24 protein-coding genes are annotated in these 26,668 nt (G+C 73.1%); 8 read left to right on the forward strand and 16 right to left on the reverse strand.

The features are described 5' to 3' along the window. Positions 1 to 62 precede the first annotated feature (62 nt). Both pknB and AC1Z4A_RS07295 read left to right on the forward strand, forming a co-directional pair. A complete protein-coding gene (pknB, locus tag AC1Z4A_RS07290) occupies positions 63 to 2,060 on the forward strand; it encodes a Stk1 family PASTA domain-containing Ser/Thr kinase (protein WP_483677023.1) in 1,998 nt (665 codons plus the stop codon). 7 nt (positions 2,061 to 2,067) lie between these two features. After that, positions 2,068 to 2,976 carry a deoxyribonuclease IV gene (locus AC1Z4A_RS07295; protein WP_483677024.1) on the forward strand — a complete coding sequence of 303 codons (909 nt, stop codon included), beginning with the start codon at positions 2,068 to 2,070 and terminating at the stop codon, positions 2,974 to 2,976. A 226-nt stretch (positions 2,977 to 3,202) separates the two neighbouring features. On the opposite strand, the gene AC1Z4A_RS07300 is transcribed toward AC1Z4A_RS07295, so the two are convergent. Next, positions 3,203 to 3,835 carry a sulfite oxidase-like oxidoreductase gene (locus AC1Z4A_RS07300; RefSeq protein ID WP_483677025.1) on the reverse strand — a complete coding sequence of 211 codons (633 nt, stop codon included), beginning with the start codon at positions 3,833 to 3,835 and terminating at the stop codon, positions 3,203 to 3,205. A gap of 186 nt (positions 3,836 to 4,021) precedes the next feature. Here AC1Z4A_RS07300 and bfr point away from each other — a divergent pair, with 186 nt between their 5' ends. Beyond that, positions 4,022 to 4,510 carry a bacterioferritin gene (gene bfr, locus AC1Z4A_RS07305; RefSeq protein ID WP_483677026.1) on the forward strand — a complete coding sequence of 163 codons (489 nt, stop codon included), beginning with the start codon at positions 4,022 to 4,024 and terminating at the stop codon, positions 4,508 to 4,510. Between the two features lie 3 nt (positions 4,511 to 4,513). Here the strand turns inward: bfr and AC1Z4A_RS07310 are convergent, their stop codons facing one another. Both AC1Z4A_RS07310 and AC1Z4A_RS07315 read right to left on the reverse strand, forming a co-directional pair. Further along, entirely contained in the window at positions 4,514 to 4,795 is a 282-nt protein-coding gene (locus AC1Z4A_RS07310; RefSeq protein ID WP_483677027.1) for a (2Fe-2S)-binding protein, read from the reverse strand. Between the two features lie 172 nt (positions 4,796 to 4,967). Beyond that, a complete protein-coding gene (locus tag AC1Z4A_RS07315; protein ID WP_483677028.1) occupies positions 4,968 to 6,317 on the reverse strand; it encodes a class II 3-deoxy-7-phosphoheptulonate synthase in 1,350 nt (449 codons plus the stop codon). Between the two features lie 294 nt (positions 6,318 to 6,611). Between AC1Z4A_RS07315 and AC1Z4A_RS07320 the strand changes: the two genes are divergently transcribed. Then, positions 6,612 to 8,639 (forward strand): anthranilate synthase family protein, encoded by a 2,028-nt coding sequence (locus tag AC1Z4A_RS07320; RefSeq protein WP_483677029.1) that lies wholly within the window; start codon positions 6,612 to 6,614, stop codon positions 8,637 to 8,639. 200 nt (positions 8,640 to 8,839) lie between these two features. Here AC1Z4A_RS07320 and AC1Z4A_RS07325 read toward each other — a convergent pair whose 3' ends face one another. Genes AC1Z4A_RS07325 through AC1Z4A_RS07340 form a run of 4 tightly spaced genes read right to left on the reverse strand, consistent with a single transcriptional unit; the run spans position 8,840 to position 12,712 of the window. Then, positions 8,840 to 9,871, reverse strand: coding sequence for a 6-phosphofructokinase (locus AC1Z4A_RS07325; RefSeq protein WP_483677030.1), 1,032 nt, complete (start codon positions 9,869 to 9,871; stop codon positions 8,840 to 8,842). Between the two features lie 54 nt (positions 9,872 to 9,925). Then, positions 9,926 to 10,615 carry a response regulator gene (locus AC1Z4A_RS07330; protein WP_483683529.1) on the reverse strand — a complete coding sequence of 230 codons (690 nt, stop codon included), beginning with the start codon at positions 10,613 to 10,615 and terminating at the stop codon, positions 9,926 to 9,928. Positions 10,616 to 10,647: 32 nt separating this feature from the next. Next, positions 10,648 to 11,904 (reverse strand): MacS family sensor histidine kinase, encoded by a 1,257-nt coding sequence (gene macS / locus AC1Z4A_RS07335; protein ID WP_483677031.1) that lies wholly within the window; start codon positions 11,902 to 11,904, stop codon positions 10,648 to 10,650. Positions 11,905 to 11,929: 25 nt separating this feature from the next. After that, entirely contained in the window at positions 11,930 to 12,712 is a 783-nt protein-coding gene (locus AC1Z4A_RS07340) for a lysophospholipid acyltransferase family protein (protein ID WP_483683530.1), read from the reverse strand. A 136-nt stretch (positions 12,713 to 12,848) separates the two neighbouring features. On the opposite strand from AC1Z4A_RS07340, the gene AC1Z4A_RS07345 reads away from it, so the two are divergent. Both AC1Z4A_RS07345 and AC1Z4A_RS07350 read left to right on the forward strand, forming a co-directional pair. After that, a complete protein-coding gene (locus AC1Z4A_RS07345; protein ID WP_483677032.1) occupies positions 12,849 to 13,622 on the forward strand; it encodes an alpha/beta hydrolase in 774 nt (257 codons plus the stop codon). Further along, a complete protein-coding gene (locus tag AC1Z4A_RS07350) occupies positions 13,615 to 14,151 on the forward strand; it encodes a hypothetical protein (RefSeq protein ID WP_483677033.1) in 537 nt (178 codons plus the stop codon). The genes AC1Z4A_RS07345 and AC1Z4A_RS07350 overlap by 8 nt, the downstream gene beginning before the upstream one ends. 294 nt (positions 14,152 to 14,445) lie before the next feature. Here AC1Z4A_RS07350 and AC1Z4A_RS07355 read toward each other — a convergent pair whose 3' ends face one another. From AC1Z4A_RS07355 to AC1Z4A_RS07380, 6 genes are all read right to left on the reverse strand, one after another. Beyond that, positions 14,446 to 15,195: an endonuclease/exonuclease/phosphatase family protein gene (locus AC1Z4A_RS07355; RefSeq protein ID WP_483683531.1), complete on the reverse strand. Its 750-nt coding sequence runs from the start codon at positions 15,193 to 15,195 to the stop codon at positions 14,446 to 14,448. A gap of 76 nt (positions 15,196 to 15,271) precedes the next feature. Continuing rightward, a complete protein-coding gene (locus AC1Z4A_RS07360; RefSeq protein ID WP_483677034.1) occupies positions 15,272 to 16,213 on the reverse strand; it encodes an ROK family glucokinase in 942 nt (313 codons plus the stop codon). Between the two features lie 57 nt (positions 16,214 to 16,270). Continuing rightward, on the reverse strand, positions 16,271 to 16,747 hold the full coding sequence (locus AC1Z4A_RS07365) for a DUF5304 domain-containing protein (protein WP_483677035.1): 477 nt from the start codon (positions 16,745 to 16,747) through the stop codon (positions 16,271 to 16,273). Between the two features lie 56 nt (positions 16,748 to 16,803). Next, complete coding sequence (locus tag AC1Z4A_RS07370; protein WP_483677036.1) at positions 16,804 to 18,042, reverse strand: ArsA family ATPase; 1,239 nt, start codon at positions 18,040 to 18,042, stop codon at positions 16,804 to 16,806. An 88-nt stretch (positions 18,043 to 18,130) separates the two neighbouring features. Further along, positions 18,131 to 18,580, reverse strand: coding sequence for an SRPBCC family protein (locus AC1Z4A_RS07375; protein ID WP_483677037.1), 450 nt, complete (start codon positions 18,578 to 18,580; stop codon positions 18,131 to 18,133). 71 nt (positions 18,581 to 18,651) lie between these two features. Then, positions 18,652 to 19,413 (reverse strand): metallophosphoesterase family protein, encoded by a 762-nt coding sequence (locus AC1Z4A_RS07380; protein ID WP_483677038.1) that lies wholly within the window; start codon positions 19,411 to 19,413, stop codon positions 18,652 to 18,654. A 267-nt stretch (positions 19,414 to 19,680) separates the two neighbouring features. Here AC1Z4A_RS07380 and AC1Z4A_RS07385 point away from each other — a divergent pair, with 267 nt between their 5' ends. Further along, positions 19,681 to 21,477 (forward strand): AMP-dependent synthetase/ligase, encoded by a 1,797-nt coding sequence (locus tag AC1Z4A_RS07385; RefSeq protein WP_483677039.1) that lies wholly within the window; start codon positions 19,681 to 19,683, stop codon positions 21,475 to 21,477. A 105-nt stretch (positions 21,478 to 21,582) separates the two neighbouring features. Here the strand turns inward: AC1Z4A_RS07385 and AC1Z4A_RS07390 are convergent, their stop codons facing one another. Beyond that, positions 21,583 to 22,725 carry a glycosyltransferase family 4 protein gene (locus AC1Z4A_RS07390; RefSeq protein ID WP_483677040.1) on the reverse strand — a complete coding sequence of 381 codons (1,143 nt, stop codon included), beginning with the start codon at positions 22,723 to 22,725 and terminating at the stop codon, positions 21,583 to 21,585. A 135-nt stretch (positions 22,726 to 22,860) separates the two neighbouring features. Between AC1Z4A_RS07390 and AC1Z4A_RS07395 the strand changes: the two genes are divergently transcribed. Beyond that, complete coding sequence (locus tag AC1Z4A_RS07395; RefSeq protein ID WP_483677041.1) at positions 22,861 to 24,102, forward strand: glycosyltransferase 87 family protein; 1,242 nt, start codon at positions 22,861 to 22,863, stop codon at positions 24,100 to 24,102. A gap of 81 nt (positions 24,103 to 24,183) precedes the next feature. Here the strand turns inward: AC1Z4A_RS07395 and AC1Z4A_RS07400 are convergent, their stop codons facing one another. Both AC1Z4A_RS07400 and AC1Z4A_RS07405 read right to left on the reverse strand, forming a co-directional pair. Continuing rightward, a complete protein-coding gene (locus AC1Z4A_RS07400) occupies positions 24,184 to 25,428 on the reverse strand; it encodes a hypothetical protein (RefSeq protein WP_483677042.1) in 1,245 nt (414 codons plus the stop codon). Between the two features lie 48 nt (positions 25,429 to 25,476). Continuing rightward, positions 25,477 to 26,553, reverse strand: coding sequence for a C40 family peptidase (locus tag AC1Z4A_RS07405; protein WP_483677043.1), 1,077 nt, complete (start codon positions 26,551 to 26,553; stop codon positions 25,477 to 25,479). Positions 26,554 to 26,668: the final 115 nt, after the last annotated feature.

Consider the following 26,668-nt stretch of genomic DNA (forward strand, 5'->3'; position numbering starts at 1 on the left):
AACATGCGCGCGAGCCCCACGCCGTACGGCCCCGCCCGACTCGGCTCGTAGACTCGTGTGCCGTGGACACGACCTTGCCCGACCCCCTCGTCGATCACCTGCTCGACGGCCGCTACCGCATCGAGACGCGGATCGCCGTGGGCGGCATGGCCACGGTCTACCGCGCCATGGACACCCGGCTCGACCGGGTGCTCGCCCTCAAGGTGATGCACCCGTCCCTCGCCGCCGACAACGCCTTCGTGGAACGTTTCATCCGCGAGGCCAAGTCCGTGGCCCGCCTCGACCACCCCAATGTGGTCGGCGTCTACGACCAGGGCACCGACGGGCAGTACGTCTACCTGGCCATGGAGTACGTGGCCGGGTGCACGCTCCGGGACGTCCTGCGCGAGCGCGGCGCCCTGCACCCGCGCGCCGCCCTGGACATCCTGGAGCCCATGCTCGCCGCGCTGGGCGCCGCGCACCTGGCGGGGCTCATCCACCGCGACATGAAGCCCGAGAACGTGCTGATCGGCGACGACGGCCGGGTCAAGGTCGCCGACTTCGGGCTGGTGCGGGCCGTGGACACCAACACCAGCACGAGCACCGGCTCGGTGCTGGGCACGGTGTCCTACCTCGCCCCCGAGCAGATCGAGCACGGCACCGCCGACACCCGCGCGGACGTCTACGCCTGCGGCGTCGTCCTCTACGAGATGCTCACCGGCGCCAAGCCGCACACCGGCGGCACCCCCGCCCAGGTGCTCTACCAGCACCTCCACGAGGACGTGCCGCCCCCGTCGGCCGCCGTGCCGGGGCTCGCCCCCGAGCTGGACGCCCTGGTGGCCGCCGCCACCGCCCGCGACCCGCAGCTGCGCCCGGCCGACGCGGCCGCCCTGCTGGGCCGGGTCCGCGCGGCCCGCGCCGCGCTGCCGGACGCGCAGCTGGACGCCGTCCCGCCGGGCGCGTCCGCCTCCACCCCGGCCGGCTCCGCCGGCCCTGTCGGCTCCGTCGGCTCCGTCGGCTCCGAGGACCGCACCAGCGTCATCCCCCGCCCGGCCGTGTCGCGGCCGATGCCGCCCCGCGCCGAGGAGGAGCTGCTCAACCGCACCACCCGGCTGGAGCACCCGCCCGCGCCCCCGCTGCCTCCCGCGGCGCCCGGCCATGCACCGGCCGCCGCGCCCCGGTGGCCCGCGCGGCTGTCCCGGCGCTGGGCGATCGCGGTGGCCGCCGCGCTGCTGGTCGTCCTCGGCGGCGCGGGCGTCTGGTACATCAACTCCGGCCAGTTCACCTCGGTGCCCGCCGTCCTGGACATGACGCAGGACAAGGCGACGGGCACGCTGGACAAGTCCGGGCTCGGCGTGAAGGTCAAGCAGGCGTTCAGCGACACGGTCGAGCGCGGCCACGTCATCTCCACCGACCCCAAGCCCGGCGAGCGCATCCGCAACACCGGCACCGTGACCATCACCATCTCGCGCGGCCCGGAGAAGGCCGAGGTGCCGAACCTGGTCGGCATGCCGCTCGACGACGCCAAGCGCAAGATCGAGGGCCTGGGGCTGACGGCCGGGGACGTCACCCAGCAGTTCAGCAGCGAGACGCCCAAGGGCTCGGTGCTCTCCACCGACCCGGGGCCGGGCACCCAGCTCCGGCCGGGCTCTGCCGTGGCGCTGGTCGTCAGCAAGGGCAAGCCGGTGAACGTGCCGGACGTGACCGGGCTGTCCGTGACGGCCGCGACCGCCGTGCTGCGGGACGCGGGCCTGGACATCAAGGTCGACGACAACCAGGTCTACTCCGACCGGGACAAGGGCGCCGTCGCCCAGCAGTCCCCGGCCCGGGGCACCCAGGCCGCCGAGGGCGACGCCGTCACGGTCACAGTCTCCAAGGGCAAGGAGATGGCCATCGTCCCGGACGTCACCGGAAAGAGTGAGGCCGACGCCAAGCGGACCCTGAAGGCCGCGGGCTTCAAGGTCAAGGTCGACAAGCCCTTCTTCTTCCCGCAGGACTCCGTCGACGCCCAGTCCGTCCGCGGCGGCGACCAGGCCGCCAAGGGCGACACCATCGTCATCCGGCTGAAGAGCGGGTTCTGAGCACGCCATGAACCGGACGTCCCCCACCCCCGCCACCACCTCCGCGCTCCCCGGCCGGGACCGCAACCCCGTCGGCGGGCACATCCCCGTGGCCGGCGGGCTCGCCAAGGTCGGCCTGCCGTACGCGCGCCGGATGGGCGCCGAGGCCGTACAGGTCTTCGTCGCCAACCCCCGCGGCTGGGCGACCCCGCCCGGCAACCCGCGGCAGGACGAGGAGTTCCGCGCCGGCTGCGCCGCCGATGGGCTGCCCGTGTACGTGCACGCCCCCTACCTGATCAACTTCGGCTCGCACACCGCGGCGACGGCGGAGCTGTCCGTGGAGTCGCTGCGGCACTCGCTGCGCCGGGGCGGGGAGATCGGCGCCCGCGGCGTCGTGGTGCACACCGGTTCCGCGACCGGCGGCCGGCACCGCCGCGAGGCGCTGGCCCAGGTGCACGAGCGGCTGCTGCCGCTGCTCGAGGAGCTGCCCGAGGACGGCCCCCGGCTGCTGCTGGAGCCGACCGCGGGCCAGGGCGCCTCGCTCTGCTCACTGGTGGCGGACCTCGGCCCGTACTTCGGCGCGCTGGAGCACCACCCTCGGCTCGGCGTCTGCCTGGACACCTGCCACCTGTTCGCGGCCGGGCACGACCTGGCCGGGATCGGCGGGATGAAGCAGGCCCTCGACGAGCTGGTGGCCGTGGTGGGCGAGGGTCGGCTGGGGCTGATTCACGCCAATGACTCCAAGGACGTCGTCGGCGCCCACAAGGACCGGCACGAGAACATCGGTTCCGGTCACATCGGCCTGGAGCCGTTCGGGCAGCTGTTCCGGCACCCGGAGACGGCGGGGGTGCCGCTGACGATCGAGACGCCGGGCGGCCCGGAGGGCCATGCGGCGGACGTGGCACGGCTGAAGGACCTGCGGGATTCCCTGCCCTAGGCCCTGTCGTCAAAATAGCGCCGTCCGCCCGGAGGGCGGGCCCCGCGGCGTCTGGTGCGTGCGATCGCAAGGCGGAGGGAGGAGAGCGCAGCGGGCTGCGCCGACGACCGACAACGCGGCGTGGGGGCACCTCCCAGCGGTAGCTGGGGGAGTGCGTGCCAGACGCCGCGGGGCAGGCGGGATTTTGACGACAGGGCCTAGCGCCCTCCCGGGCCCGGGGGCGCCCCTACAGCTCCGGGCCCTCGCCCGGCTGCTCCTGGTACGAGTAGCGCTGCTCCCGCCACGGATCACCGATGTTGTGGTAGCCGCGTTCCTCCCAGAAGCCCCGCCGGTCCGCGGTCATGTACTCCACGCCGCGCACCCATTTGGGCCCCTTCCAGGCATACAGGTGCGGCACCACCAGCCGTACGGGAAAGCCGTGCTCCGCGGTGAGCAGCTCGCCGTCCTTGTGGGTGGCGAACATCGTCTTCTCGGCGGTGAAGTCCGAGAGCCGGAGATTTGAGCTGAAACCGTACTCGGCCCACACCATCACATGGGTGGCCTCCGGTGCCGGCGGGGCGAGTTCGAGGATCGTACGGGCCGAAACCCCACCCCATTCCGCACCGAGCATGCTGTACTTCGTGACGCAGTGCAGATCCGCCACCACGGTCGTGTACGGCAGGGCGGAGAACTCGTCGTGGTTCCAGCAGTGCTTGTCACCGTCGGCGGTCGCCCCGAAGACACGGAACTCCCACCGGTCCGGCTTGAACTTCGGGACCGGGCCGTAGTGCGTCACCGGCCATCCGCGCTGAAGCCGCTGCCCCGGAGGCAGCTGAAGATGCTCCCCTTCGCGGCTTTCGGTGTTTTTCGAGGGCCCCATGGCTCAATGGTGTCAGACCTTCGGGGGTGCCGATGACCAGGGGTTGCGGTATCGGGGCAACTCCCACTAAGTGTGCACTTACTGGACGGTTTCGAGGGGCGGTGCAAGGATGCGCGCAACCTGCCAGTCATCCTCCCCGCAGGCCCGGACGGCCGCGGGAGGTGCCCCCAGGAAGGAGCCTCTGCGATGCAGGGCGACCCCGAGGTCATCGAGTTCCTGAATGAGCAGCTGACTGCCGAGCTGACCGCCATCAACCAGTACTTCCTGCACGCGAAGCTGCAGGAGCACAAGGGCTGGACCAAGATCGCCCAGCACACCCGCGCCGAGTCCTTCGACGAGATGCGGCACGCGGAGGTCCTGACCGACCGGATCATCTTCCTGGAGGGGCTGCCCAACTACCAGCGGCTCTTCCACGTCCGGATCGGCCAGACGATCACCGAGATGTTCCAGGCCGACCGGCAGGTGGAGGTCGAGGCCATCGACCGCCTGCGGCGGGGCGTGGAGGTCATGCGGGCCAAGGGCGACATCACCTCGGCCAACATCTTCGAGTCGATCCTCGCGGACGAGGAGGACCACATCGACTACCTCGACACCCAGCTGGAGCTGATCGAGAAGCTCGGTGAGCCGCTCTACCTCGCCCAGTTCATCGAGCAGGAGAACGGGCAGAGCGCATAGGCCTCAGGCCGCGACGGTCCCCGAGGGGGCCGCGGACACGGAGGACGCCGGGGGCGCCGCCAGCAGCGTCACATCGGAGGCCAGCACGTCGTCCTCACCCCGGTCGGCCAGCTCGCGACGCGGGCACTCGCCCCGGCCGAGCAGCGCCTGGATGCGCCGGACGCAGCTGCCGCAGTCGGTGCCGGCCTTGCAGGCGGAGGCGATCTTGCGGGGCGTGCACGCCCCCTTGTCCGCGTGCTCGCGCACCTGCTGCTCCGTGATGCCGAAGCACGAGCAGACGTACACGCGGTCACCGCCTTGCCGGTCCGAGGGAACTGATCGAATTGATCACCATTCGCGATCAATAAGGTTACCCTTACCTTACCCGGCCCGGCGGCCGAAAAACAACGCCGTGGGGCGCGGATCCGAAGTGATCCGCGCCCCACGGCGCGCACGGTGCGGGGACAGCCCCTGCCGCTTACTGGTCCCGGTACATCTCCGCGACCAGGAACGCCAGGTCCAGGGACTGGCTGCGATTGAGGCGGGGGTCGCAGGCCGTCTCGTAGCGCTGGTGCAGGTCGTCGACGAAGATCTCGTCGCCGCCGCCCACGCACTCCGTGACGTCGTCGCCGGTCAGCTCCACGTGGATGCCGCCCGGGTGGGTGCCCAGGCCCTTGTGGACCTCGAAGAAGCCCTTGACCTCGTCCAGCACGTCGTCGAAGCGCCGCGTCTTGTGACCCGAGGCGGCCTCGAAGGTGTTGCCGTGCATCGGGTCGCAGACCCAGACGACCTGGGCGCCGGAGGCCGTGACCTTCTCCACCAGGGCGGGGAGCTTGTCGCGGACCTTGCCCGCGCCCATCCGGGTGATGAACGTCAGCCGGCCCGGCTCGCGGTCCGGGTCGAGCCGCTCGATGAGGGTCAGCGCCTCGTCGGCCGTGGTCGTCGGGCCGAGCTTCACGCCGATCGGGTTGCGGATCTTCGAGGCGAACTCGATGTGAGCCCCGTCCAGCTGCCGGGTGCGCTCACCGATCCAGACCATGTGGCCCGAGACGTCGTACAGCTGCCCGGTGCGCGAGTCCACGCGGGTCAGCGCGGACTCGTAGTCCAGGATCAGCGCCTCGTGGGAGGCGAAGAACTCGACCGTCTTGAACTCCTCCGGGTCCACCCCGCAGGCGTTCATGAAGTTCATCGCCCGGTCGATCTCGCGGGCGAGCTGCTCGTAGCGCTGGCCGGACGGCGACGAGCGCACGAAGTCCTGGTTCCAGGCGTGCACCTGACGCAGGTCCGCGTAACCGCCGGTGGTGAAGGCACGCACCAGGTTCAGCGTGGAGGCCGAGGCCTGGTACATCCGCTTCAGCCGCTGCGGGTCCGGGGTGCGGGCCTCGGGCGTGAAGGCGAAGCCGTTGACGGAGTCGCCGCGGTAGGTCGGCAGGGTCACGCCGTCGCGGGTCTCGGTCGGCTTGGAGCGCGGCTTGCTGTACTGGCCGGCGATGCGGCCGACCTTCACGACGGGCACGGACCCGGCGTAGGTGAGCACCGCGCCCATCTGGAGGAGGGTCTTGAGCTTGTTGCGGATCTGGTCGGCACCGACGGCGTCGAAGGCCTCCGCGCAGTCACCGCCCTGGAGCAGGAACGCCTCGCCGCGCGCAACGGCTCCCAGACGCTGACGCAGCTGGTCGCACTCGCCGGCGAAGACGAGAGGTGGATAGGACTCGAGCTCGGCGATCACATCGCGCAGAGCCTCATGGTCCGGCCAGTCAGGCTGCTGCGCCGCGGGCAGGGAGCGCCAGGTGTGGCCACCGGCGTGGGATTCAGCGTTCACGGTCACACGTCAACACTACGGGGTCGGGGTGCCCGTTCAGCAGCGAGACCGCAGTGTGAGACAAATCCTGAGATACAACTTTGTGAATTACCTGCCGAAGGCCCGGCTCGTCCGGTAACTTGCCGGACGTGTACGTGCTCGAGACCTGCAACCAGAACTGGTGGTGGACCGTCCCTCCGGCGGCCCACTGATCGCGCGTACCGCAGAACGCTCGCGAAGGCCGCCCCGAGGGGCGGCCTTCGGCGCTGGTGAAGGACCCAGCCCGGGGCCGTTCCTCCCGCTCAGGAAGGAAGACCCCGGATGTCCGCGAACCACACCACGACCCACACCACGAACGACACCACGGACGACGCCGCGAACACCGCACCGGACGGAAGCCGGAACGACACCCTGGACGACACCACGGACGGCGTCCCGGACGGCACGGCGGAGCGCACGGCCGCGCTCCTCGCCCGGCTGACCGCCGCCGGCTGCCCGCCCTTCGCCCTGCTCCACCGCCGCACCCCGGGACACCGGGAGGACGTCGTCGAGCTGCTGCTCGGCCCGGTCGGCGAGGTCGCGCAACTGGCCGGCATCCCGCTGCCCGACGGGCCGCCCGCGCACGGCGGACCGGCCCACGACGCCCTGGCCCTCGTCCCCTTCCGGCAGATCCGCGAGCGCGGCTTCGACGTCCGCGACGACGGCACCCCCCTGCTCGTCCTGCGCCCCGACGAGGCCCACGACCTGCCGCTCGCCGACGTCCTGGACGCACTGCCCCGGCACGAGGTCAGGGTGGAGGGCGGCGCCTTCGACGTGACCGACGAGGAGTACGCCGGGATCGTCCGGCGGGTCGTCGAGGACGAGATCGGCCGGGGCGAGGGCGCCAACTTCGTCATCCGGCGCACCTTCGAGGGCGAGATCCACGGCTTCCAGGCGGCGGACGCGCTGGCCCTGTTCCGGCGGCTGCTGTCCGGCGAGCGCGGCGCCTACTGGACGTACGTGGTGCACACGCCCGAGCGCACGCTGGTGGGCGCCAGCCCGGAGGTGCACGTGCGGATGGCCGGCGGCACCGTCGTCATGAACCCGATCAGCGGCACCTACCGCTACCCGGCGGCGGGCCCCACCGCGGACGGGCTGCTGGACTTCCTCCACGACCGCAAGGAGGTGGAGGAGCTGTCCATGGTCGTGGACGAGGAGCTGAAGATGATGTGCACCGTCGGCGACAGGGGCGGCGTCGTCGTCGGCCCCCGGCTGCGGGAGATGTCCCACCTCGCGCACACCGAGTACGAGCTGCGGGGACGCTCCTCGCTGGACGTCCGCGAGGTGCTGCGCGAGACGATGTTCGCGGCGACCGTCACCGGGTCCCCGGTGCAGAACGCCTGCCGGGTCATCGAGCGGTACGAGCCCCACGGGCGCGGCTACTACGCGGGCGCGCTGGCCCTGATCGGCCGGGACGCGGGCGGCGTCCGCACCCTGGACTCCCCCATCCTCATCCGCACCGCCGACATCGACCGGCGCGGCCGGCTGCGGGTCGGGGTCGGCGCCACGCTCGTGCGCCACTCCGACCCGCACGGCGAGGTCGCCGAGACCCATGCCAAGGCGGCCGGGGTGCTGGCCGCCCTGGGCGTGCGGCGCGGCCCGGTACGTCCGGCGGCCGCCCCGCCGGTACGGCTCGGGGACGATCTGCGGGTACGGGCGGCGCTGGACGCCCGGCGCGCGGACCTGGCCCCGTTCTGGCTGCGGATGCAGACGCCCGGGTCCACCGGAGCGCTGACCGGGCACGCGCTGGTCGTCGACGGCGAGGACACCTTCACGGCCATGCTGGCCCACTTGCTGCGCACCTCGGGGCTGGCGGTGACGGTGCGGCGCTACGACACCCCCGGGCTGCGGGAGGCTGCGCTGGCGCACGAGGGTCCCGTGGTGCTGGGCCCCGGCCCGGGCAACCCCTCGGACACGGCCGATCCGAAGATGCGGCTGCTGCGCGGGCTGGCGGCGGAGCTGCTGGGCGGCCACCGCCAGGGTCTGCTGGGGGTGTGCCTGGGGCACGAGCTGATCGCGGCGGAGCTGGGGCTGGAGATCGTCCGGAAGGAAGTGCCGTTCCAGGGGGCGCAGGAGCGGATCGACTTCTTCGGGAGGGAGGAGGTGGTGGGCTTCTACAACACGTTCACCGCGGTTGCCGCGCGGGGGGCGGCGGTTGACGGGGTCGAGCTGGCCCGGCATCCCGTGACGGGCGAGGTGCACGCGCTGCGCGGGCCCGGCGTCGCAGGCCTCCAGTTCCACCCGGAGTCGGTGCTCACCCTGAACGGGGCGCGGATCGTGGCGGATTTGCTGGCGTCCGTACGCGTCTGACCCGACGCGGTGGTTTTCTTTCCCCACCCCGCCCCTTCCCGAAACTGGGGCTTCGCCCCAGACCCCGGACCGCGCTTCGCGCGGTGTCCTCAAACGCCGGACGGGCTGAAATTCAGCCCGTCCGGCGTTTGAGGCCGCGCGGCGGAGCCGCAAATCGATACAGCCGGGAAGGGGCGGGGTGGGGGAAACCCCCGCGGCGCTCAGCCGAAGAAGACCTTCGCCTCCTCGTAGACCTCGACCGGAACGGTCTTCAACCGCGCCGTGGCCTCGGCAAGCGGCACCCGGACGATGTCCGTACCCCGGAGCGCGACCATCTTCCCGAAGTCCCCGTCCCGCACCGCGTCGATCGCATGCAGCCCGAACCGCGTGGCCAGCCACCGGTCGAACGCGCTGGGCGTGCCGCCCCGCTGCACATGCCCCAGCACCGTGGTCCGGGCCTCCTTGCCCGTACGCGCCTCGATCTCCTTCGCGAGCCACTCCCCCACCCCGGACAGCCGGACGTGGCCGAAGGAGTCGTGTGCGGCGGCGCCCTTGAGGATGAGGTCGCCGTCCTTCGGCATGGCCCCCTCGGCCACCACGACGATCGGGGCATAGCTGGCCCGGAAGCGGGAGGTCACCCAGGCGCAGACCTCGTCGAGGTCGAAGCGCTGCTCGGGGACGAGGATGACGTTGGCGCCGCCGGCCAGGCCGGTGTGCAGGGCGATCCAGCCCGCGTGCCGGCCCATGACCTCGACGACCAGGACGCGCATGTGCGACTCGGCCGTGGTGTGGAGGCGGTCGATGGCCTCGGTGGCGATGTTGACGGCGGTGTCGAAGCCGAAGGTGTAGTCCGTGGCGGACAGGTCGTTGTCGATGGTCTTGGGGACGCCGACGCAGCGGATGCCGTACTCGGCGCCCAGCCGGTGGGCCACGCCCAGCGTGTCCTCGCCGCCGATGGCGATGAGCGCGTCCACCTCGTACTTGGCGAGGCTCTCCTTGATGCGGCGGACCCCGTCCGGCTCCTTGAGGGGGTTGGTCCGCGAGGATCCGAGAACGGTCCCGCCGCGCGGCAGGATGCCCCGCACGGCCGGGATGTCCAGGGCCGTGACCGTGCCGTGCAGCGGTCCGCGCCAGCCGTCCTTGAAGCCGATGAACTGGTGGTCGTAGTCCTGGACGCCCTTGCGGACGACGGCGCGGATGACCGCGTTGAGCCCCGGGCAGTCCCCGCCGCCGGTGAGCACTCCGATCCGCATGACAGACACCTTCCTTCCGCCGGTACAGCCGGTACGCCCGGCCGCGGAGGGCGGTCAGGCGTCGTCGAGACCTCGCTCTAGCGCGTAGCGGACCAGCTCCACCCGGTTGTGCAACTGGAGCTTGCCCAAGGTGTTCTGAACATGGTTCTGCACCGTGCGGTGGGAAATAACCAGCCGCTCTGCAATCTGCTTGTAGGACAGCCCCTTGGCGACGAGCCGCAGGACCTCCGTCTCGCGGTCGGTGAGCTGCGGCGCCTTGGGCTCGTCGGGGGCGGCCGTGGCGGGTTCGGCGGCGAGCCTGCGGTACTCGCCGAGGACCAGGCCGGCCAGCCCGGGGGTGAAGACGGGGTCGCCCGCGGCGGTGCGGCGGACGGCGTCCAGCAGCTCCTCCGTGCTGGCCGACTTGAGCAGATAGCCCGTGGCGCCGGACTTGACGGCCTCCAGGACGTCGGCGTGCTCGCCGCTGGCGGAGAGCACCAGGACGCGCAGCGCGGGCCGCTCGGCGACCAGTTCCTTGCACACGGCCACGCCGGGCAGGCCGGGGAGGTTGAGGTCCAGCACCAGCACGTCGGGGGCGGCGGCCCTGGCGCGGCGCACCGCCTGGGGGCCGTCGCCGGCCGTGGCCACCACGTCGTACCCGGCGCCGGCCAGGTCGCGGGCGACGGCGTCGCGCCACATGGGGTGGTCGTCGACCACCATGACCCGCACCGGCTGCGCCGCCGCTGCTTCAGCCGCTTCCGCCATTGACGTCTCCGCCGTCTCCGCCGTCTCCGTGCTCATCGCTTGTCCTCGCTCCCCCGTGGGACCCTCAGTTCGACCTCTGTGCCCTGGCCCGGCACCGACACCAGCTCGGCCGTGCCGCCCAGGTCCCGCAGCCGTCCGCGGATGGACAGGGCGACGCCCATGCGCCCCTCCCGCTCGGCGTCGGCCAGCCGGCCCTCAGGGATGCCCGGGCCGTCGTCCCGGACGGTGACGATCACCTCGTGCGGCTCGTCCTCGACCAGGATCCAGGCCCGCGCACCCCCTCCGGCGTGCTTGGCCACATTGTCCAGGGCGGCGCCGACGGCGGCCGCCAGCTCCGTCGCCGCGGCGGCCTCCAGCAGCACGGGCGTGCCGGGCGCGGCGAAGGTGACGGCGGCGCCCTCGTACGGCGCCAGCAGGGCCCGCACGTCGCAGGGGCCGGCGGGGGACGGAGGCGCCTCCCAGCCCCGCAGGGCGACGGCGGCGGGGCCGGGGGCCACGGCCCGCACCAGCTCCGCGTCCTCGGCGAGCTGCTCGGCGGAGCGCTGTGGGGGCACGAGGCCGCCCGCGACCAGGCTGCGCAGGGCGATCTCCTGCTCGCCGGCCATCCGGCCCAGCTCGGCCGCCTCGCCGCCGATGGCGGCGCCCCGGCGCTGGACCATGGCCAGCACCTGGAGGACGCCGTCGTGGATGTCGCGGGCCAGGCGCTCGCGCTCGCGGGTGGCGGCCTCCATGCGGATGGCGCGGGCGAGCGTGCGCTCACTGGCCCGGGCGACCTCGACGATGTAGCCGATGGCGATGCTGGAGACCCAGACGAGGACCACGTTGTGCACGGTGTCCCGGGCCGGGTGGCCGCGCTCGACGAGGTTGGCGGCGGCCACGAGCGTGGAGCCGACCGCCGCCCAGCGCCAGCCGCCCTTGATCGCGAGGCCCAGTACGGCGCCGCCGGTCCAGATGGACGGCAGGGTGGCCGCGCCTCCGTCGATGCGCTCGGCGGTGTCGACGACGGCGCTGAGCAGGACTCCGGTGAGCGCGATCGTCAGATCGGCGATGAGGAAGGCCCTGGTGCAGCGCTCGGGCGCGGAGACCCGGTTCCAGGTCAGCAGCATCCACAGGGTGAGTACGCCCATGTAGAGCGCGGCACCGAGCGGATGGGCGTACTCGTGGTAGTTGATGAAGAACAGGGCCAGCGCGTAGCCGAGTGTCAGGATGCGGTAGCCGGTGACGGCGCGCCACAGCGGCAGCTCCACCGACATCCGCACGGCACGCGGGCGCCCGGTGCGCTGTGTCATGGACCGCCCCCCCCTGCCGGGGCGGCTACGCCCCGGGCTCGTCCTCCGCCTTCGTGTCCGCGTTCGCGTCCGCCTCGGTGTCCGCCTTGTCGAGTCCGGCAGCCTTCGCCGCCTTCTCCTCCTCGGCCTTCCGCTTCGCCTCCTCGGCGATCTGCCGCTTGGCGGCGGTGGCGTAGATGTCGACGTACTCCTGGCCGGAGAGCTTCATGATCTCGTACATGACCTCGTCGGTCACCGAGCGGAGGATGAAGCGGTCGCCGTCCATGCCGTGGTAGCGGCTGAAGTCCAGCGGCTTGCCGATCCGGATGCCCGGCCGCATCAGCTTGGGCACGATCTTGCCGGGCGGCTGGATCTTCTCCGTGTCGATCATCGCGACCGGGATCACGGGCGCACCCGTGGCCAGCGCCACCCGGGCGAGCCCGCCCGGCTTGCCGCGGTACAGGCGGCCGTCGGGAGAGCGGGTGCCCTCCGGGTAGATGCCGAACAGCTCACCGCGCTCGAGCACCTCGATGCCGCTCTTGATCGCGGCCTCACCGGCCCCGCGCGCCCCCGAGCGGTCGACCGGGAGCTGGCCGACGCCCTTGAAGAAGGCCGCCGTCAGCTTTCCCTTGACTCCGGGGGAGGTGAAGTACTCCTGCTTCGCGATGAAGGTGATCTTGCGATCGAGCACCGCGGGCAGGAAGAAGGAGTCCGAGAAGGACAGGTGGTTGCTCGCCAGAATCGCGGGCCCCTCGGCCGGTACGTTCTCCAAGCCCTCCACCCACGGCCGGAAGGCAAGCTTCAGCGACCCGCCGATGGACAGCTTCATTGCGCCGTAGAACAACCGAGAACCTCCTGTGTGTGACGAGGAGACCTTAACCTGCCTACCCGCCGTGCGGCGCTCCGCGTAGGCTGAGGGCCAGCCCCTCGTATTTGTCGTCCCGCACCATCGATCGGAGAATCCGGTGCCGCTCCTCCCCGGTGCCGAGCCGTTCCGCCACGACGGCGGAGAGGTCGGCGTCCTCGTGTGTCACGGCTTCACCGGCTCCCCGCAGTCCGTCCGTCCCTGGGCCGATTATCTCGCGGATCGCGGTCTGACGGTCTCGCTGCCGCTGCTGCCCGGGCACGGCACCTGCTGGCAGGACATGGCGATCACCGGCTGGCAGGACTGGTACGCGGAGGTCGACCGCGAGCTGCGGGCGCTGCGCGAGCGGTGCTCCCGGGTCTTCGTGTGCGGCCTGTCGATGGGCGGTGCGCTCACGCTGCGGCTGGCGGCGAAGCATGGCGACGCGATCTCCGGCATCGTCCTGGTGAACCCGGCCAACAAGGTGCACGGCCTGGCGGCCAAGGCGCTGCCGGTGATGCGCCACGTGGTCCGTACGACCAAGGGCATCGCCAGTGACATCGCCAAGCCGGACGGGGCGGAGGTCGGCTACGACCGGGTGCCGCTGCAGGCGGCGCACTCCTTCCGGCGGTTCCTGCAGCGGCTGGACTCCGAACTGCCGCAGGTCACCCAGCCGTTGCTGCTGATGCACAGCCCCCAGGACCACGTCGTGCCGCCGGCCGACTCGGCGCGCATCCTCGCCCGCGTCTCGTCGCTGGACGTCACCGAGCGGCTCCTGGAGCGCAGTTACCACGTGGCGACGCTGGACCACGACGCTCCGGCGATCTTCGAGGAGACGTACGCCTTCATCGGCCGGCTCTCCGCGTCCGCGCCGGAGGCGGTCTCCCGTGGCTGAGCGGGACGCGGACCGCGACCGGGATCGCGACCGCGATCCGCTGGACGAGGACCGGGCCTGGGCGGAGTTGGTCGCCGCGTACGGCGAGCAGCCGGATCCGGAGAAGGGGCGCTGGCCTGCGTCCGGGGACGAGTCCGACTCCGACTCCGGCGATGCTGCCCCGGAGGATGCCGCCGCCCCGCAGCGGCCGGGCGGCTTCGTCGTCTACGCGCCGGGCGTCGGCCCCCGGGACTGGGGCACCCCCTCCGCGGCGGACGACAGCGACGACGAACCGGACGAGGGCCACTTCGTTCCGCCGGAGCCGCCGCCCCTGCCGACGGGCGACGTGACGTCGCGCTTCGCGTGGATCGCGGTGCTGGGTGGCCCGTTGCTGCTGCTCGTGATGGTGCTGCTGCGGCAGGAGCTGACGTGGTGGATCACCACGCTGGGGGTGGGCGGCTTCCTGGGCGGCTTCGCGACGCTGGTCCTGCGGATGAAGGACGGCGGCGACGAGGACGACGACGATCCGGGACGCGGCGCGGTGGTTTAGACCGCGGTTTCCTCTCCCCAGCCCCGCCCCTTCCCGAAACTGGGGCTGCGCCCCAGACCCCGGGGCCCCTCGCGCTCCGCGCGGGGGCAGGACTCGGGGGCTCCGCCCCCGGACCCCCGCTCCTCAAACGCCGGAGGGGCTGAATTTTCCCCGGAACGGGAGCAAATTCAGCCCGTCCGGCGTTTGAGGCTGCGCTCTATTTGCGGCTCCGCCGCGTGGCGCGCGCAGCGCGGTCCGGGGTCTGGGGCACAGCCCCAGTTTCGGGAAGGGGCGGGTAGGGGAAAGAACACCCCCCTACCCAGCCGGCACCCGGAGTGCTGCCAGTACCGGCAAGTGGTCCGTCGCCGACCGCAGGTCCGTCTCGGACAGCCCCGGCAGGCCCATCGGCACACCGCACCCCAGCACCCCCACCCCCTTGTTCGCAAAGACCGCATCGATCCGCTGCAGCGGATCACCGAGCCGCGTCGTGTGCTCCCGCCCCCACGGCGCGACCGCCCAGCAGTCCTGGAGCGTCCCGGCCAGCAGGCCGAAGGTGCGGCCGTCGGGGCGGTCGTTGAGGTCGCCCGCCAGCACCGTGTGCGCGACGTCCAGCGAGGCGAGCTTCGCGAGGACCAGGCGCCCCTGGGCGTACCGCTCGTCCGCGTCGATGCTCAGGTGGCAGCTGACCACCCCCAGCCGCGCCCGGCCGAAGCGCAGGACGGCGGTGGCGAGGCCCCGCTGGTGCAGCCCGGGCCTGCGGGGCAGCAGCACCTCGTCCGTGCGCTCGACGTGCGCACGGAGCGAGGCGAGAAGCATCGGGCCGGAGGTGGTGGCCCCGCCGGTGACGTGCACCAGCTCCGACTCGTGGGCGAGCCGGGCGGCCTTTTTGCGCCAGCGGAAGAAGCGCGGCGCCTCCTGCACGCAGACGACGTCGGGCGCGCAGGCCCGGATGACCCGGGCCAGGGCGGCGACGTCGTCCCGCATCGAGCGGACGTTGTAGCTCAGTACGCGGACCACGGCGGAGCCGTCGGGCTCCGTAGTGGACGCCGGAAGGTCGTGCAGCACGCCGTTCACGCCGTTCACCTCTTTCCGCCGCTACGGGAGAGACGCCACCGCCACCGCGGGTACGTACGGCCGCCGGTTACCCCTGTCGGGCCAGGTCGGCCGCGCCCACCAGGCCGGCCTTGCCGCCCAGCTGGGCGGCGAGCACCTGCGCGTGGGGGCGCCACTGGCCGCCAACGAGCCAGCGGCGGAAGGACTTGCGGATCGGGTCGAGGACCAGGTCGCCCTCGTCCGAGACGCCGCCGCCGACGATGAACGCCGACGGGTCGAAGAGCGAGGCGAGGTCGGCCAGGCCCGCGCCGGCCCAGCGGGCCAGCTCGCGGAAGGAGTCGATGGCCACCGGGTCGCCCTGGCGGGCGGCGTCGCTGATGTGCTTGCCCTCGATGCCCTCGGGGGTGCCGTCGCCGAGGCCGAGGAGGATCTCGGCGTTCTCCGGGGTGGCCTGGGCGCGCTGCCTGGCGTAGCGGACGAGGGCGCGGCCGGAGGCGTACTGCTCCCAGCAGCCCTGGCTGCCGCAGCCGCACAGCAGGCCGTCGGGGACGACCCGGATGTGGCCGAATTCGGCGGCCACGCCGAAGCGGCCGCGGCGCAGCTTGTTGCCGATGATGATGCCGCCGCCGAGGCCGGTGCCGAGGGTGATGCAGATGACGTCCTCGTGGCCCTGGCCGGCGCCGAAGCGGTACTCGCCCCAGGCGGCGGCGTTGGCGTCGTTCTCGACGACGACCGGGAGGCCCACGCGCTGCTCGACCTTGTCCTTGAGCGCCTCGTGCCGCCAGTTGATGTTGGGGGCGAAGAGGACGGTGGCCCGCTTGTCGTCCACGTAGCCGGCGGCACCGATGCCGACGGCCTCGACGTCGAAGCCCTCGCTGACCGTGCGGACGGCGTCCGCGATGGCGTCGATGACGCCCTCGGGGGTGGCCGGGGTCGGCACCTTGCACGTCGCGAGGATCGAGCCCTCTTCGTCGACCACGCCGGCCGCGATCTTCGTGCCGCCGATGTCGACGCCGATGGTGAGTCCCATGTGTCCCTCAGTTTTTCGCTCGAACCCCGCCGTGGCTAACCGTACCGGAGGCCGGGATCAGTCGAGGTCGATGCGTTCGGATCCGCCCGCACCCTCGCCCTTGCGCGGCCCAGGGGGATCGGCGGGGCCGGAAGGATCGGCGGAGCCGGGGCCGGGGCCGGGCTCGCCGCGGGTCCAGCGCGCCTCCTGGCCGTGGACCGCCGCGCGGTAGGCGGCCAGCAGCTCGGAGCCTGCGGCGGCGAGGTGGTCGAAGACCTCGGGGTTGCGCTCGATGACCGGCTCGACGGCGGCTCTGGCCTGGGAGATCAGCTGCTGCACGGCGTCCTGGGCGCCCGCCGCGGCGGCGGGCAGCTGGAAGGCGGAGACCTTGTCGGCGACGGCGTCGACCAGCTTGCGCAGCTCCTCGGCGGCGCTGCCGGGCTCCCGCTCGTGCGCGCGCCGGCGGGCCTGCTCGGCGGCCAGGTCCTCGGCGCAGGCCCGCTCCCAGGCGTCGGGGTCGGGCGCCGGTCCGGGGCGCTCGGTGGCATCGCTCATGACGGACTCCTGCAGCTGGACTTTCCTTCGACGTTACCCGAACGACAGGGGCCCGTTCACGGGGTCCGCGGCCACAGACCGGGGTCGGGCACGAAGCGCACGCACAGCTCGCCGTCGCGCAGCCCGGCACCGGAGACGGTGCACCTGCGCAGCGCCGACGGCAGTGGCAGGACGCGGCGGAACGGGCCGACGGCGACGAGCAGTTCGTCGCCCCGGCGGACCAGGCCCAGGGTGTCGCGCTCCGCGCCGGGCAGCGGAATCCGCCAGACGAGCAGGCCGTCGTCGGCGAGCCGGTCCTCGACGGTCCAGGGCCCGGCGGGCGGGTGCGGCTCGCGGGGCAGGGCGGCCCGGGCGGCCAGGGCTTCCAGGTCCGCGAGGCCGCGCGGGGCCCGGCCGAGGTGCGGGAGGTCGCGCACGGTGACCCCGTCGGCGAGGCACTCGGCGCTCAGGGCCTGGTGCGCGGCCCGCTGCTCCCCGGCGAGCCCGGCGAGCCAGGGGTCGGCGGGGGCGTCCGGCAGCAGCCGGTTCGCCACCAGCGAATCGATCCGGCAGCCCTGGAGGGCGAGCCCGGCGCGGGCGGTGCGCAGCACCTCGTGGCCGAGCGGGCCGGGCTCGGCGACCAGGCGGACGGTGGTGCCGCCGGCCTCGATCACGCTCTGCACGGCGGCCAGTTCCTCCTGCCAGCGCTCCACGGTCTCGTAGAGCTTCCGGGCGGGCATGGGGACACCGGCGAGCTGGGCGAGCATCGGCCGCAGAGCGCGGGCCGCCTGCCGCTCGGGGGGCAGCAGCCGGCGCAGGTACCGCTGCAGCTGCTCGGGCAGGGCCAGCAGGCGCACGGTCTCGTGCACGGGCGGCATGTCGACGACGAGGAGGTCGCCGTGGGCCGGGTCGGCGTGGGCGGCGCGCAGGGCGGCGAGGGTCGCCAGCTGCTCGGCGCCGGGCAGCTCGGTCAGCTCCTCGGGGTCGAGGGGCGTGGCGCCGAGCATGTCGAAGACGGAGGTGCCGCGGTCCTGGAGGTCCCGGGCCAGGCCGCGGAAGTGCGGGCCGGGGGCCACCCGGGCGACCCGCAGCCCGGGGGCCGCCTCGACGGGCGGCGCCCAGGGCAGCGCCGTCCCCGGGCCCTCGTCGGCCCCCTCGGCGCTCAGCGCGGTACCGAGCACCGCGTCGGGGGCCGGGCCGCGGTCGCAGGTGAGCAGCAGGACGCGCAGGCCGTCGCGGGCGGCGGCGAGTGCCGTGGCCGCCGCGACGGTGGTGCGGCCCGCGCCGCCGGGACCGGTGACGAGGACCGTGCGCAAGGTGGAGCCTCCGGGGCGTGGTTCAAGGTCGTCCGGGGTCGCCGGACCGGGCGTCCGGAGGTGGTTCGGGAGACGTTCGGGAGACGGCTCAGGCGGTGGCGGTGCTCTCCACGCGGTTCTTGAGCCCTTCGAGCGCGCGGTCGATGATGACCTTCTCCGCCTTGCGCTTGATCATCCCCAGCATCGGGATCTTCACGTCGACGGTGAGCGTGTACGTCACCTCGGTGTGCTTGCCGCCGGCCACGGCCTCCAGGCTGTACGAGCCGTCGAGCTGGCGCAGCATCTGGGACTTGACCAGGGACCACTCGACGACGTTCGCGGAGGGCCAGCGGTAGGCCAGGGTGTGGTCGTCCTTGATGGCGCCCGCGTCCAGGACCAGGCGCACCTTGGCGGCGCGGCCCTGCTCGTCCTGCTCCAGCACCTCGGCCTTCTCGACCTCCCCCGTCCACTCCGGGTACCGGCCGAAGTCGGCGATCACCGACATGACCTGGGCCGGGGTCGCCTCGATCGTGATGCTCGAGCTGGTGTGTTCCGCCATCTGCGTGGCTCCTCCGTACCGGATCCGCGGCCTCGAAATGTCTGCCGGTGAAGGCTACCTCGGGCCGCGCGTCACCACTCCAGCACCCAGGGTTCCGCAGTGGATGCAAAGTGGCCGACGTTGACGCACTCGGTGGCGCCGATGCGCATCCGGCGCGCCAGAGGCTGGTGGACGTGGCCGAAAAGCGCGTACCTGGGCCGGGTGGCGCGGATCGTCTCGAGCAGGGCGGGGCTGCCGCGCTCGAAGCGGCGGGCCACCGTGTCGTAGCAGAGTTCGGGCACGTCGGGCGGGATGTGCGAGCAGAGGACGTCGACCCGGCCGAGGGCGGCGAGCTTGGCCGCGTACGTCTCGTCGTCGATCTCGTACGGGGTGCGCATGGGCGATCTCAGGCCACCGCCCACGAAGCCGAAGACCAGCCCGCCGATCTCGACCCGCTCGCCGTCGAGGACGGTGATGCCGTCGCGGGCGTATTCCGGCCAGAGGGGCGGGATGTCGACGTTGCCGTAGGTGGCGTAGGTGGGGGTGGGGAAGGCGGCGAAGAGTTCCGCGTACTGCTTGCGGACGGCCGCCTCGACGGCGGCCTTGCGGTCGATGCCCGCCCAGAGCCCGCGGGACAGCTCGCGGGCCTCCTCGAAGCGGCGGGCAGTGCGCAGCTCGACGATGCGGTCGGCGGCCTCGACGCCGAACAGCTCGGGGAAGATGCCGCGCGAGTGGTCGGCGTAGTCGAGGAAGAGGACCAGGTCCCCCAGGCAGACGAGGGCGTCGGCACCGTCTCCCGCCCGGGCCAGGCCCTCGGCGTTGCCGTGCACATCGCTGACCACATGGACTCGCATACGGATCACCCTAGGGCGTGCGACAGGTGCCCGGAAGGCCCCCCTACCTGCGGTTACTTCCGGGTTACCCGGACGGGAGGCTAGGGTGCGGTGAGCGGTCACGCCGCATGTGACGCAGCGAACATCTGGACGCGACCCCCTATTCGAAAGCCATACCGGTGGGTAACGTCCGGGCAGTCCTGTGTCCCCTGCCCGATCATGGACCGCAGCCGACGCAGCGCCCCTCGAAGACGCGGCGGCGCCGGCGCCCGACGAGGAGCAGCAGTCTTGCGCGAGTTCAGCCTTCCGGCCCTGTACGAGGTCCCCGCCGACGGAAACCTCACGGATCTCATCCGGAGGAACGCCGCGCAGCACCCTGATGTCGCCGTCATAGGCCGCAAGGTGGACGGCCGCTGGGAGGACGTCACCGCGGCCGCATTCCTGGCCGAGGTCCGTTCCGTGGCCAAGGGCCTGATGGCCGCGGGCATCAAGCCCGGCGACCGGATCGGCCTGCTGTCCCGCACCCGCTACGAGTGGGCGCTGCTGGACTTCGCCATCTGGACCGCGGGCGCGGTCACCGTGCCGGTGTACGAGACCAGCTCGCCCGAGCAGATCCAGTGGATCCTCGGCGACTCCGGGGCCGTGGCCTGCCTGGTGGAGTCCCCGGCGCACGAGGCGGCCGTGGAGTCCGTGCGCGACCGGCTCCCGGAGCTGGCCAACATCTGGCAGATCGAGCGCGATGCCGTGGAGCGGCTGCGCGCCGCCGGGGAGCCGGTGACGGACCAGGAGGTGGACGAGCGCAGCTCGGTGGCCACCGCGGACTCGCCCGCGACCATCGTCTACACCTCGGGCACCACGGGCCGCCCCAAGGGCTGTGTGCTGACCCACCGCAGCTTCTTCGCCGAGTGCGGCAACGTGGTCGAACGGCTCAAGCCGCTGTTCCGCACGGGCGACTCCTCCGTGCTGCTCTTCCTGCCCGCCGCGCACGTCTTCGGCCGGCTGGTCGAGATCGGCTCGGTGATGGCCCCCATCCGGCTGGGCCTGGTCAGCGACATCCGCAATCTGACCGACGACCTCCAGGGCTTCCGGCCGACGCTGGTGCTGGGCGTGCCCCGGGTCTTCGAGAAGGTCTACAACGGGGCCCGGGCCAAGGCGCAGGCGGACGGCAAGGGCAAGGTCTTCGACAAGGCGGCGGACACCGCGATCGCCTACAGCCGGGCGCTGGACACCGCGGCCGGGCCGTCCTTCGGCCTGAAGGTCAAGCACAAGGTCTTCGACAAGCTCGTCTACGGCAAGCTGCGCGCGGTGCTGGGCGGCCGGGCCACCCACGCCATCTCCGGCGGCGCGCCGCTGGGCGAGCGGCTCGGCCACTTCTACCGGGGCATCGGCTTCACGGTCCTGGAGGGCTACGGGCTCACCGAGTCCTGCGCCGCGACCGCCTTCAACCCGTGGGACAAGCCGCGCATCGGCACGGTCGGCCAGCCGCTGCCGGGCTCGGTGGTCCGGATCGCGGACGACGGCGAGGTACTGCTGCACGGCGAGCACCTGTTCACGGGCTACTGGAACAACGAGGCGGCCACGTCGGAGGCGCTGTCGGACGGCTGGTTCCACACCGGCGACCTGGGCACGCTCGACGAGGACGGCTTCCTGCGCATCACCGGCCGCAAGAAGGAGATCCTCGTCACGGCCGGCGGCAAGAACGTCGCCCCCGCGGTGATCGAGGACCGCATCCGGGCGCATGCGCTGATCGCGGAGTGCATGGTGGTGGGCGACGGCCGCCCGTTCGTCGGCGCGCTCATCACCCTGGACGAGGACTTCCTGCCCCGCTGGCTGGAACAGCACGGCAAGCCGGCCGGGCTGACGGCGGCGGAGCTGTCCGACGACGAGGATCTGCTGGCGGACGTCCAGAAGGCGGTGGACGACGGGAACGCGGCCGTCTCCAAGGCGGAGTCGGTCCGGAAGTTCCGCATCCTCCCGGCCCAGTTCACGGAGGCCTCCGGCCATGTGACGCCGTCGCTGAAGCTCAAGCGGAGCGTTGTGGCGAAGGACTTCGCGGACGAGATCGAGGCGATCTACCACGGGTAGGAACTGGGGGCTCCGCCCCCAGGCCCCCGTTCCGGGGGCAATTTCAGCCCCTCCGGCGTTTGAGGAGCGGGGGTCCGGGGGCGGAGCCCCCGGTTACGGAACCCCCTACAGCAGCCCCCGCAGCCGCTCCGCCAGCAGGTCCCACCGCCACCGCTCCTCGACCCACTCCCGCCCCCGCTCCCCCATCCGCCGCCGAAGCTCCGGATCCCGGAGCAGCGTCACGATCCGGTCCGCCGTCTCCGCCGCGGAGCCGCCCCGCACCACGTACCCCGTCTCCCCCTCCAGCACCGCGTCGGGCGCTCCCCCGGAGTCCCCGGCCACCACCGGCAGCCCCGTCGCCGAGGCCTCCAGGTAGACGATGCCGAGGCCTTCGACGTCCAGCCCGCCCCGGCGCGTGCGGCACGGCATCGCGAAGACGTCGCCGGCGCCGAAGTGGGCGGGCAGCTCCTCCCACGGAACCGCCCCGGTGAAGCGCACGGCATGTGCGACGCCCCGCTCGGCGGCCAGCTTCTGCAGATCCGCGGCGTACGGCCCGCCGCCCACTATCAGCAGCACCGCGTCCGGCACGGCCGCGAGGATCCGCGGCATGGCCTCGATCAGCGTGTCCTGTCCCTTGCGCGGCACGAGCCGCGAGACGCAGACCACCACGGGCCGGTCGGCCAGCCCCAGCCGGGCCCGGACCGCATCGCCCCCCGAGTCGGGGTGGAAGGTCTTCTCGTCCACGCCCGGCGGCAGTTGCACCATCCGGGCCGCCGCCTCGTCCGTCAGCGCGGAGGCGATCCGCGACCGCGTGTACTCACCCAGATAGGTGATCGTGTCGGTGCCCTCGCCGATCCGCCGCAGCAGCTGCCGGGAGCCGGGCAGCTGGGCCCAGCCCGCCTCGTGCCCGTGCGTGGTGGCGACCAGCCGCCGGGCGCCCGCCCGGCGCAGCGCCGGGGCCATCAGGCCCAGCGGCGCGGCGGCCCCGAACCACACGGAGGTGCAGCCGTGCTCGCGCAGCAGGGAGACGGCGCGCCGGGTCACCCGGGGCGTGGGCAGCAGCATGGTCGTCCGGTCCCGGACGACCGGGAAGGGCTGCTCCGCGTCGAAGCGGGCGGTGGCGTCGACGCCCTCGCGGCTCCGCTTCCAGGTGGAGGCGTAGACCACGATGCCCGCCGGGTCCAGGCGCAGCGCCATGTTGTGCAGGAACGCCTGGATGCCGCCGGGCCGCGGCGGGAAGTCATTGGTGACGATCAGGGTCTTGTGCATCGCCGCCGACAGTACCGGGTGCGATCGGGCGCAGTCCGCGCCGCTTCCCGCCACGTCGTCGCGCACCGGCCCCCTCGACCGGCATCATTCCTTCCTGTGACGGCGCATGTGCGGCGAGTGGTGGCGAGGTGGGAAATGGTGTCGGGCACAGGTCTGCGGCTCTCGATCGTGGTGTGGGCCGTCACCCGGGCCGTTCTGCTGATGTGCGTGTTCCGGGTGTGGGTCCTGCCGGGTTCGGACGTCTCCGTCGACATCGAGGTGATCTACCAGGGCTGGTACGGGGTGCTGCGCACCGGGATCTTCCCGTACGACGACGTGACGTGGCAGTACCCGCCGGCCGCCGCGCTGGCCGTACTCGCACCCGGGCTGCTGCCCTTCCTCGGCTACGCCCCGGCGTTCTTCGTGATGTGCTTCCTGGCGGACGCCGCGGTCATGGGCCTGCTCCTGTACGCGGTGCGGGGCGGGACGCGCAGCCCGCTGGGGGTGTGGGTGTGGGTGGCCGGGGTGCCGCTGCTGGGCCCGATCGTCTACGCCCGCTACGACGTCATGGTCACGGCCGTCGCGGTCGCGGCCCTGCTGGCCGCCGGGCGCCGGACCCGGCTGGCGGGGGCGCTGGTGGGCCTCGGGGCGCTGCTGAAGGTGTGGCCCGTGCTGCTGCTCGCGGGCACCTCGCGCGGGGCCCGCACCCGCTCGGTGTGGGGCTCGGCGGTGCTCACGGCGATGGTGCTGACGATGTTCTTCGCGGCGGCGATGCCGGGGGCGCTGGCCTTCCTGACCTTCCAGCGGGACCGGGGCACGGAGGTGGAGTCCCTGGGCTCGCTGGTCTTCCACCTGGCGCGGCACTTCGGCTGGCACGGCAAGGCGCGGCTGAACTACGGCTCGGTGGAGTTTCTCGGCCGGCACGTCCACGCGGTGAGCGCGCTGGCGCTGGGGCTGAGCGTGCTCGCCTTCGCGTGGCTGCTGCTGTGGCGGGTGCGGGCGCGCCGCTTCACGCCGACGACGCTGTACGACGCGGCGTTCGCGGCGGTGCTGCTGTTCACCACGACGAGCCGGGTGATCAGCCCGCAGTACATGGTGTGGCTGATCGGCCTGGCCGCGGTGTGCGTGACGATGCGTACGCCCCGGCAGGGACTCCCGGTGTTCCTGGTGCTCCTGGCCACACCGCTGACCCAGCTCGAATTCCCCATCTGGTTCTCGCACGTGGTCGCCAGCGACAAGCTGGGGGTGGCGACACTGACGCTGCGGAACGGGCTGCTGGTGGTGGCGACGCTGCTGTCGTGCACGCGGCTGTGGCGCGAGACGGTGACGGAGCGACACACGGCAACGGAGGAGCCGGAGCCGCCGGCGGAACGGGAGTCGGCACTGGTGCCGGGGTGAAATCCAGCCCGTCCGGCGTTTGAGGACCGGGGGGTCCGGGAGGCGGAGCCCCCCGGTTACGGGAAGGGGCGGGGTGGGGGATCAAAAGGCGCCGGCCACGTATGACCGCCACCTGGCCGTCAACCCCAACAGATCCGTCCCCAGCACCTCCCGCAACGCCCCCTCCACCGCCCCCGCCCGCCCCTTCCGCGCCCCCACCGCCCGGTAGAACGCCACGAGCTTCTCCTCGCCCCACTCCTCCGCGATCATCCGACACGCCAGCCAGCCCCCCTCGTACGCGCGCGCCAGCCGCCCCGCCTCCCCGGTGAAGCCGAAGTCCGCGTCCTCCGGCAGCGACTGCGGGGCCTGGCCGGAGGCCACGGCAGCGGCCAGTTCGGGTGCCGCCTGGCGGGCCGTGCGGCTGGTGCCACGGTAGGCGGCCCAGTCGGCGAAGCCCTCGGAGAGCCACAGCGGCGTGGCGGGCGAGGTCGCCGCGCGCGTGGCGACATGGGCGGTCTCGTGCGTGAGCACGATCCGGCGGCCGAAGTCGCCGAGCGTCCCGTACGCCTCGGGATTGACGATGATCCGGTCCGCGGGCGCCGCCCCGGCGCCACCCGCCTCCCCGGTGGTGACGGCCGCGATGCCCCGGTAGCCGGCCGCGGGCGCGCCCAGCAGCGCCGCCATGCGGTCCAGCGAGGCGGGCATCTCCACCACGACCCGGCCGGACCAGTCGCCCCGCCATGCGGCGGCCACATCCGGCACCGCCCGGTCCGCGAGGTCCGCCAGCGCCCGGAGCCGGTCCCGGTCCTGCCCGGCCCCGAGGACCAGGCTGTGCCGGCCGCGCACGGCCGTGACCTCGCCCTGCTCCCACAGCTGCGCGCCGCCCTCCCGGGTGTCCTGCCCGGCCACGTACCAGCGGCCGTCCCGCTCCACCAGCGTCAGCCGGATCCCGGCGGCGACCGGCGCGCTGTCGTATCCGGCGAGCCGGTAGCGGAGTTCGGCCCGGGCGGCGACCCGCCGGCCGGAGCCGGGCGCGGGGGTGAAGCCCCCGGTGCGGACCAGCCGGTACTCCCAGGAGGCGAGCGGCACGGCCGCCAGGCTCGCGAAGACCCGGCGCCGCTCGGCCCGGTAGTCCGCGGCCTCCGGGTCGACGGCGGCCAGATAGGCGCTCTCGTCCCGGTCCCGGACCGCGGCGGACCACCGGTCCAGCAGCCGCTGCATGCTGGTCTCCCCGGCATCCGCGCCGCCGCCGGACGGGCCGCATCCGGCCAGGGTCTGGAGGGCGAGCAGCACGGCCGCCAGGCAGCATGCCGCCCGCCGCCCGCTCCGCCTCCAGCCGCCCGTCACGCCCGCATCGTACGAGCCGGGGGCCCCGGAGCCGGGGTCAGGGCACGGTCAGGGCCGGGTGACGGAGGAGATCGGCATCATGTCGGCGCGGTCGTAGCGCACCCGGGCGCCCGGGTAGGGGGCGTGCACGACCTGGCCGTTGCCCACGTACATGCCCACGTGGCTGGCGTCGTCCCGGTAGATCACCAGGTCGCCGGGCCGGGCCTCGGCCAGCGAGACGTGGTGACCCGCGTTGCGCTGCGCCTGCGAGGTACGCGGCAGACCGACCCCGGCCCGCCCGTACGCCCACTGCATCAGCCCCGAGCAGTCGAAGGCGCCCGGCCCGGTGGCCCCCCAGGCGTACGGGGAGCCGATCGCCGAGCGGACCGCCATGGCCGCGGCCGCGCCGCGGCCGGAGCCGAGGGCGGAGAGGTCCGGCAGGGCGGACCGGAACAGACCGCCGCCGGAGCGCTCACCGGATCGCTCGCCGGAGCGCGAGGCGCGGGCGTACTCCGCCCGGTCCTGCTCCGGCAGGGCGTTCAGCAGGCGGCGCGCTGCGGACAGCTTCCGCTCGACCTCCTGCTTGTGCTGCTCGACGGCCTTGCGGCTGTCCTCCAGCTCCGCGAGCGTGCGGGCGGCCTCCTGGCGCTGCTGGCGCAGCGTGCGCTGCGCGGTGAGGAGGGCACGCAGCTGCTCGGCCTGGCGGCCGGTGACGCGGTCGAGGGTGCTGGCGCGGTCGAGGTAGCCCTCGGGGTCGGAGGAGAGCAGCAGCTGGAGGGCCGGGTCGACGGCTCCGTTGCGGTACTGGGCGGTGGCGATCATGCCGAGCGCGGCACGCATCCGGTTGACCTTCTCCTGGCCGCGCGCGACCTGGTCCGCGGCCTGTTCCACCTGTTCCTTCAGGGCGTCGGCCCGCTCGCCCGCCGCATTGAAGCGCTCGGTGGCTCGCTCGGCCTGTTCGTAGAGCCGGTCGAGCTGTGCCTTCACCGTCCCGGAGCCGTGGCCGTCCTCGGCGGTGTCACCGGGCCGGGCGGTCGCCGGGGCCGCCGAGAAGGCGGCCGCGGCGGTGGCCACGGCGGCGGACAGGACGGTGACCCGGACACTCTGGGTGAGACCGGAATGCATCGGACGGCGATGGGACGCCACGGGGTGCCGCACTTCCTTCCACTGTGTGCGGGCCCTGTCCACCCGGTTGACGGGCGGTCGCCGACGGGGCACCGCGCGGCAGACAGTAGCGGCGCGCTCACCTTCCGTTCAAAGA

It is taken from the genome of Streptomyces sp. 17_S59, from assembly GCF_056930295.1.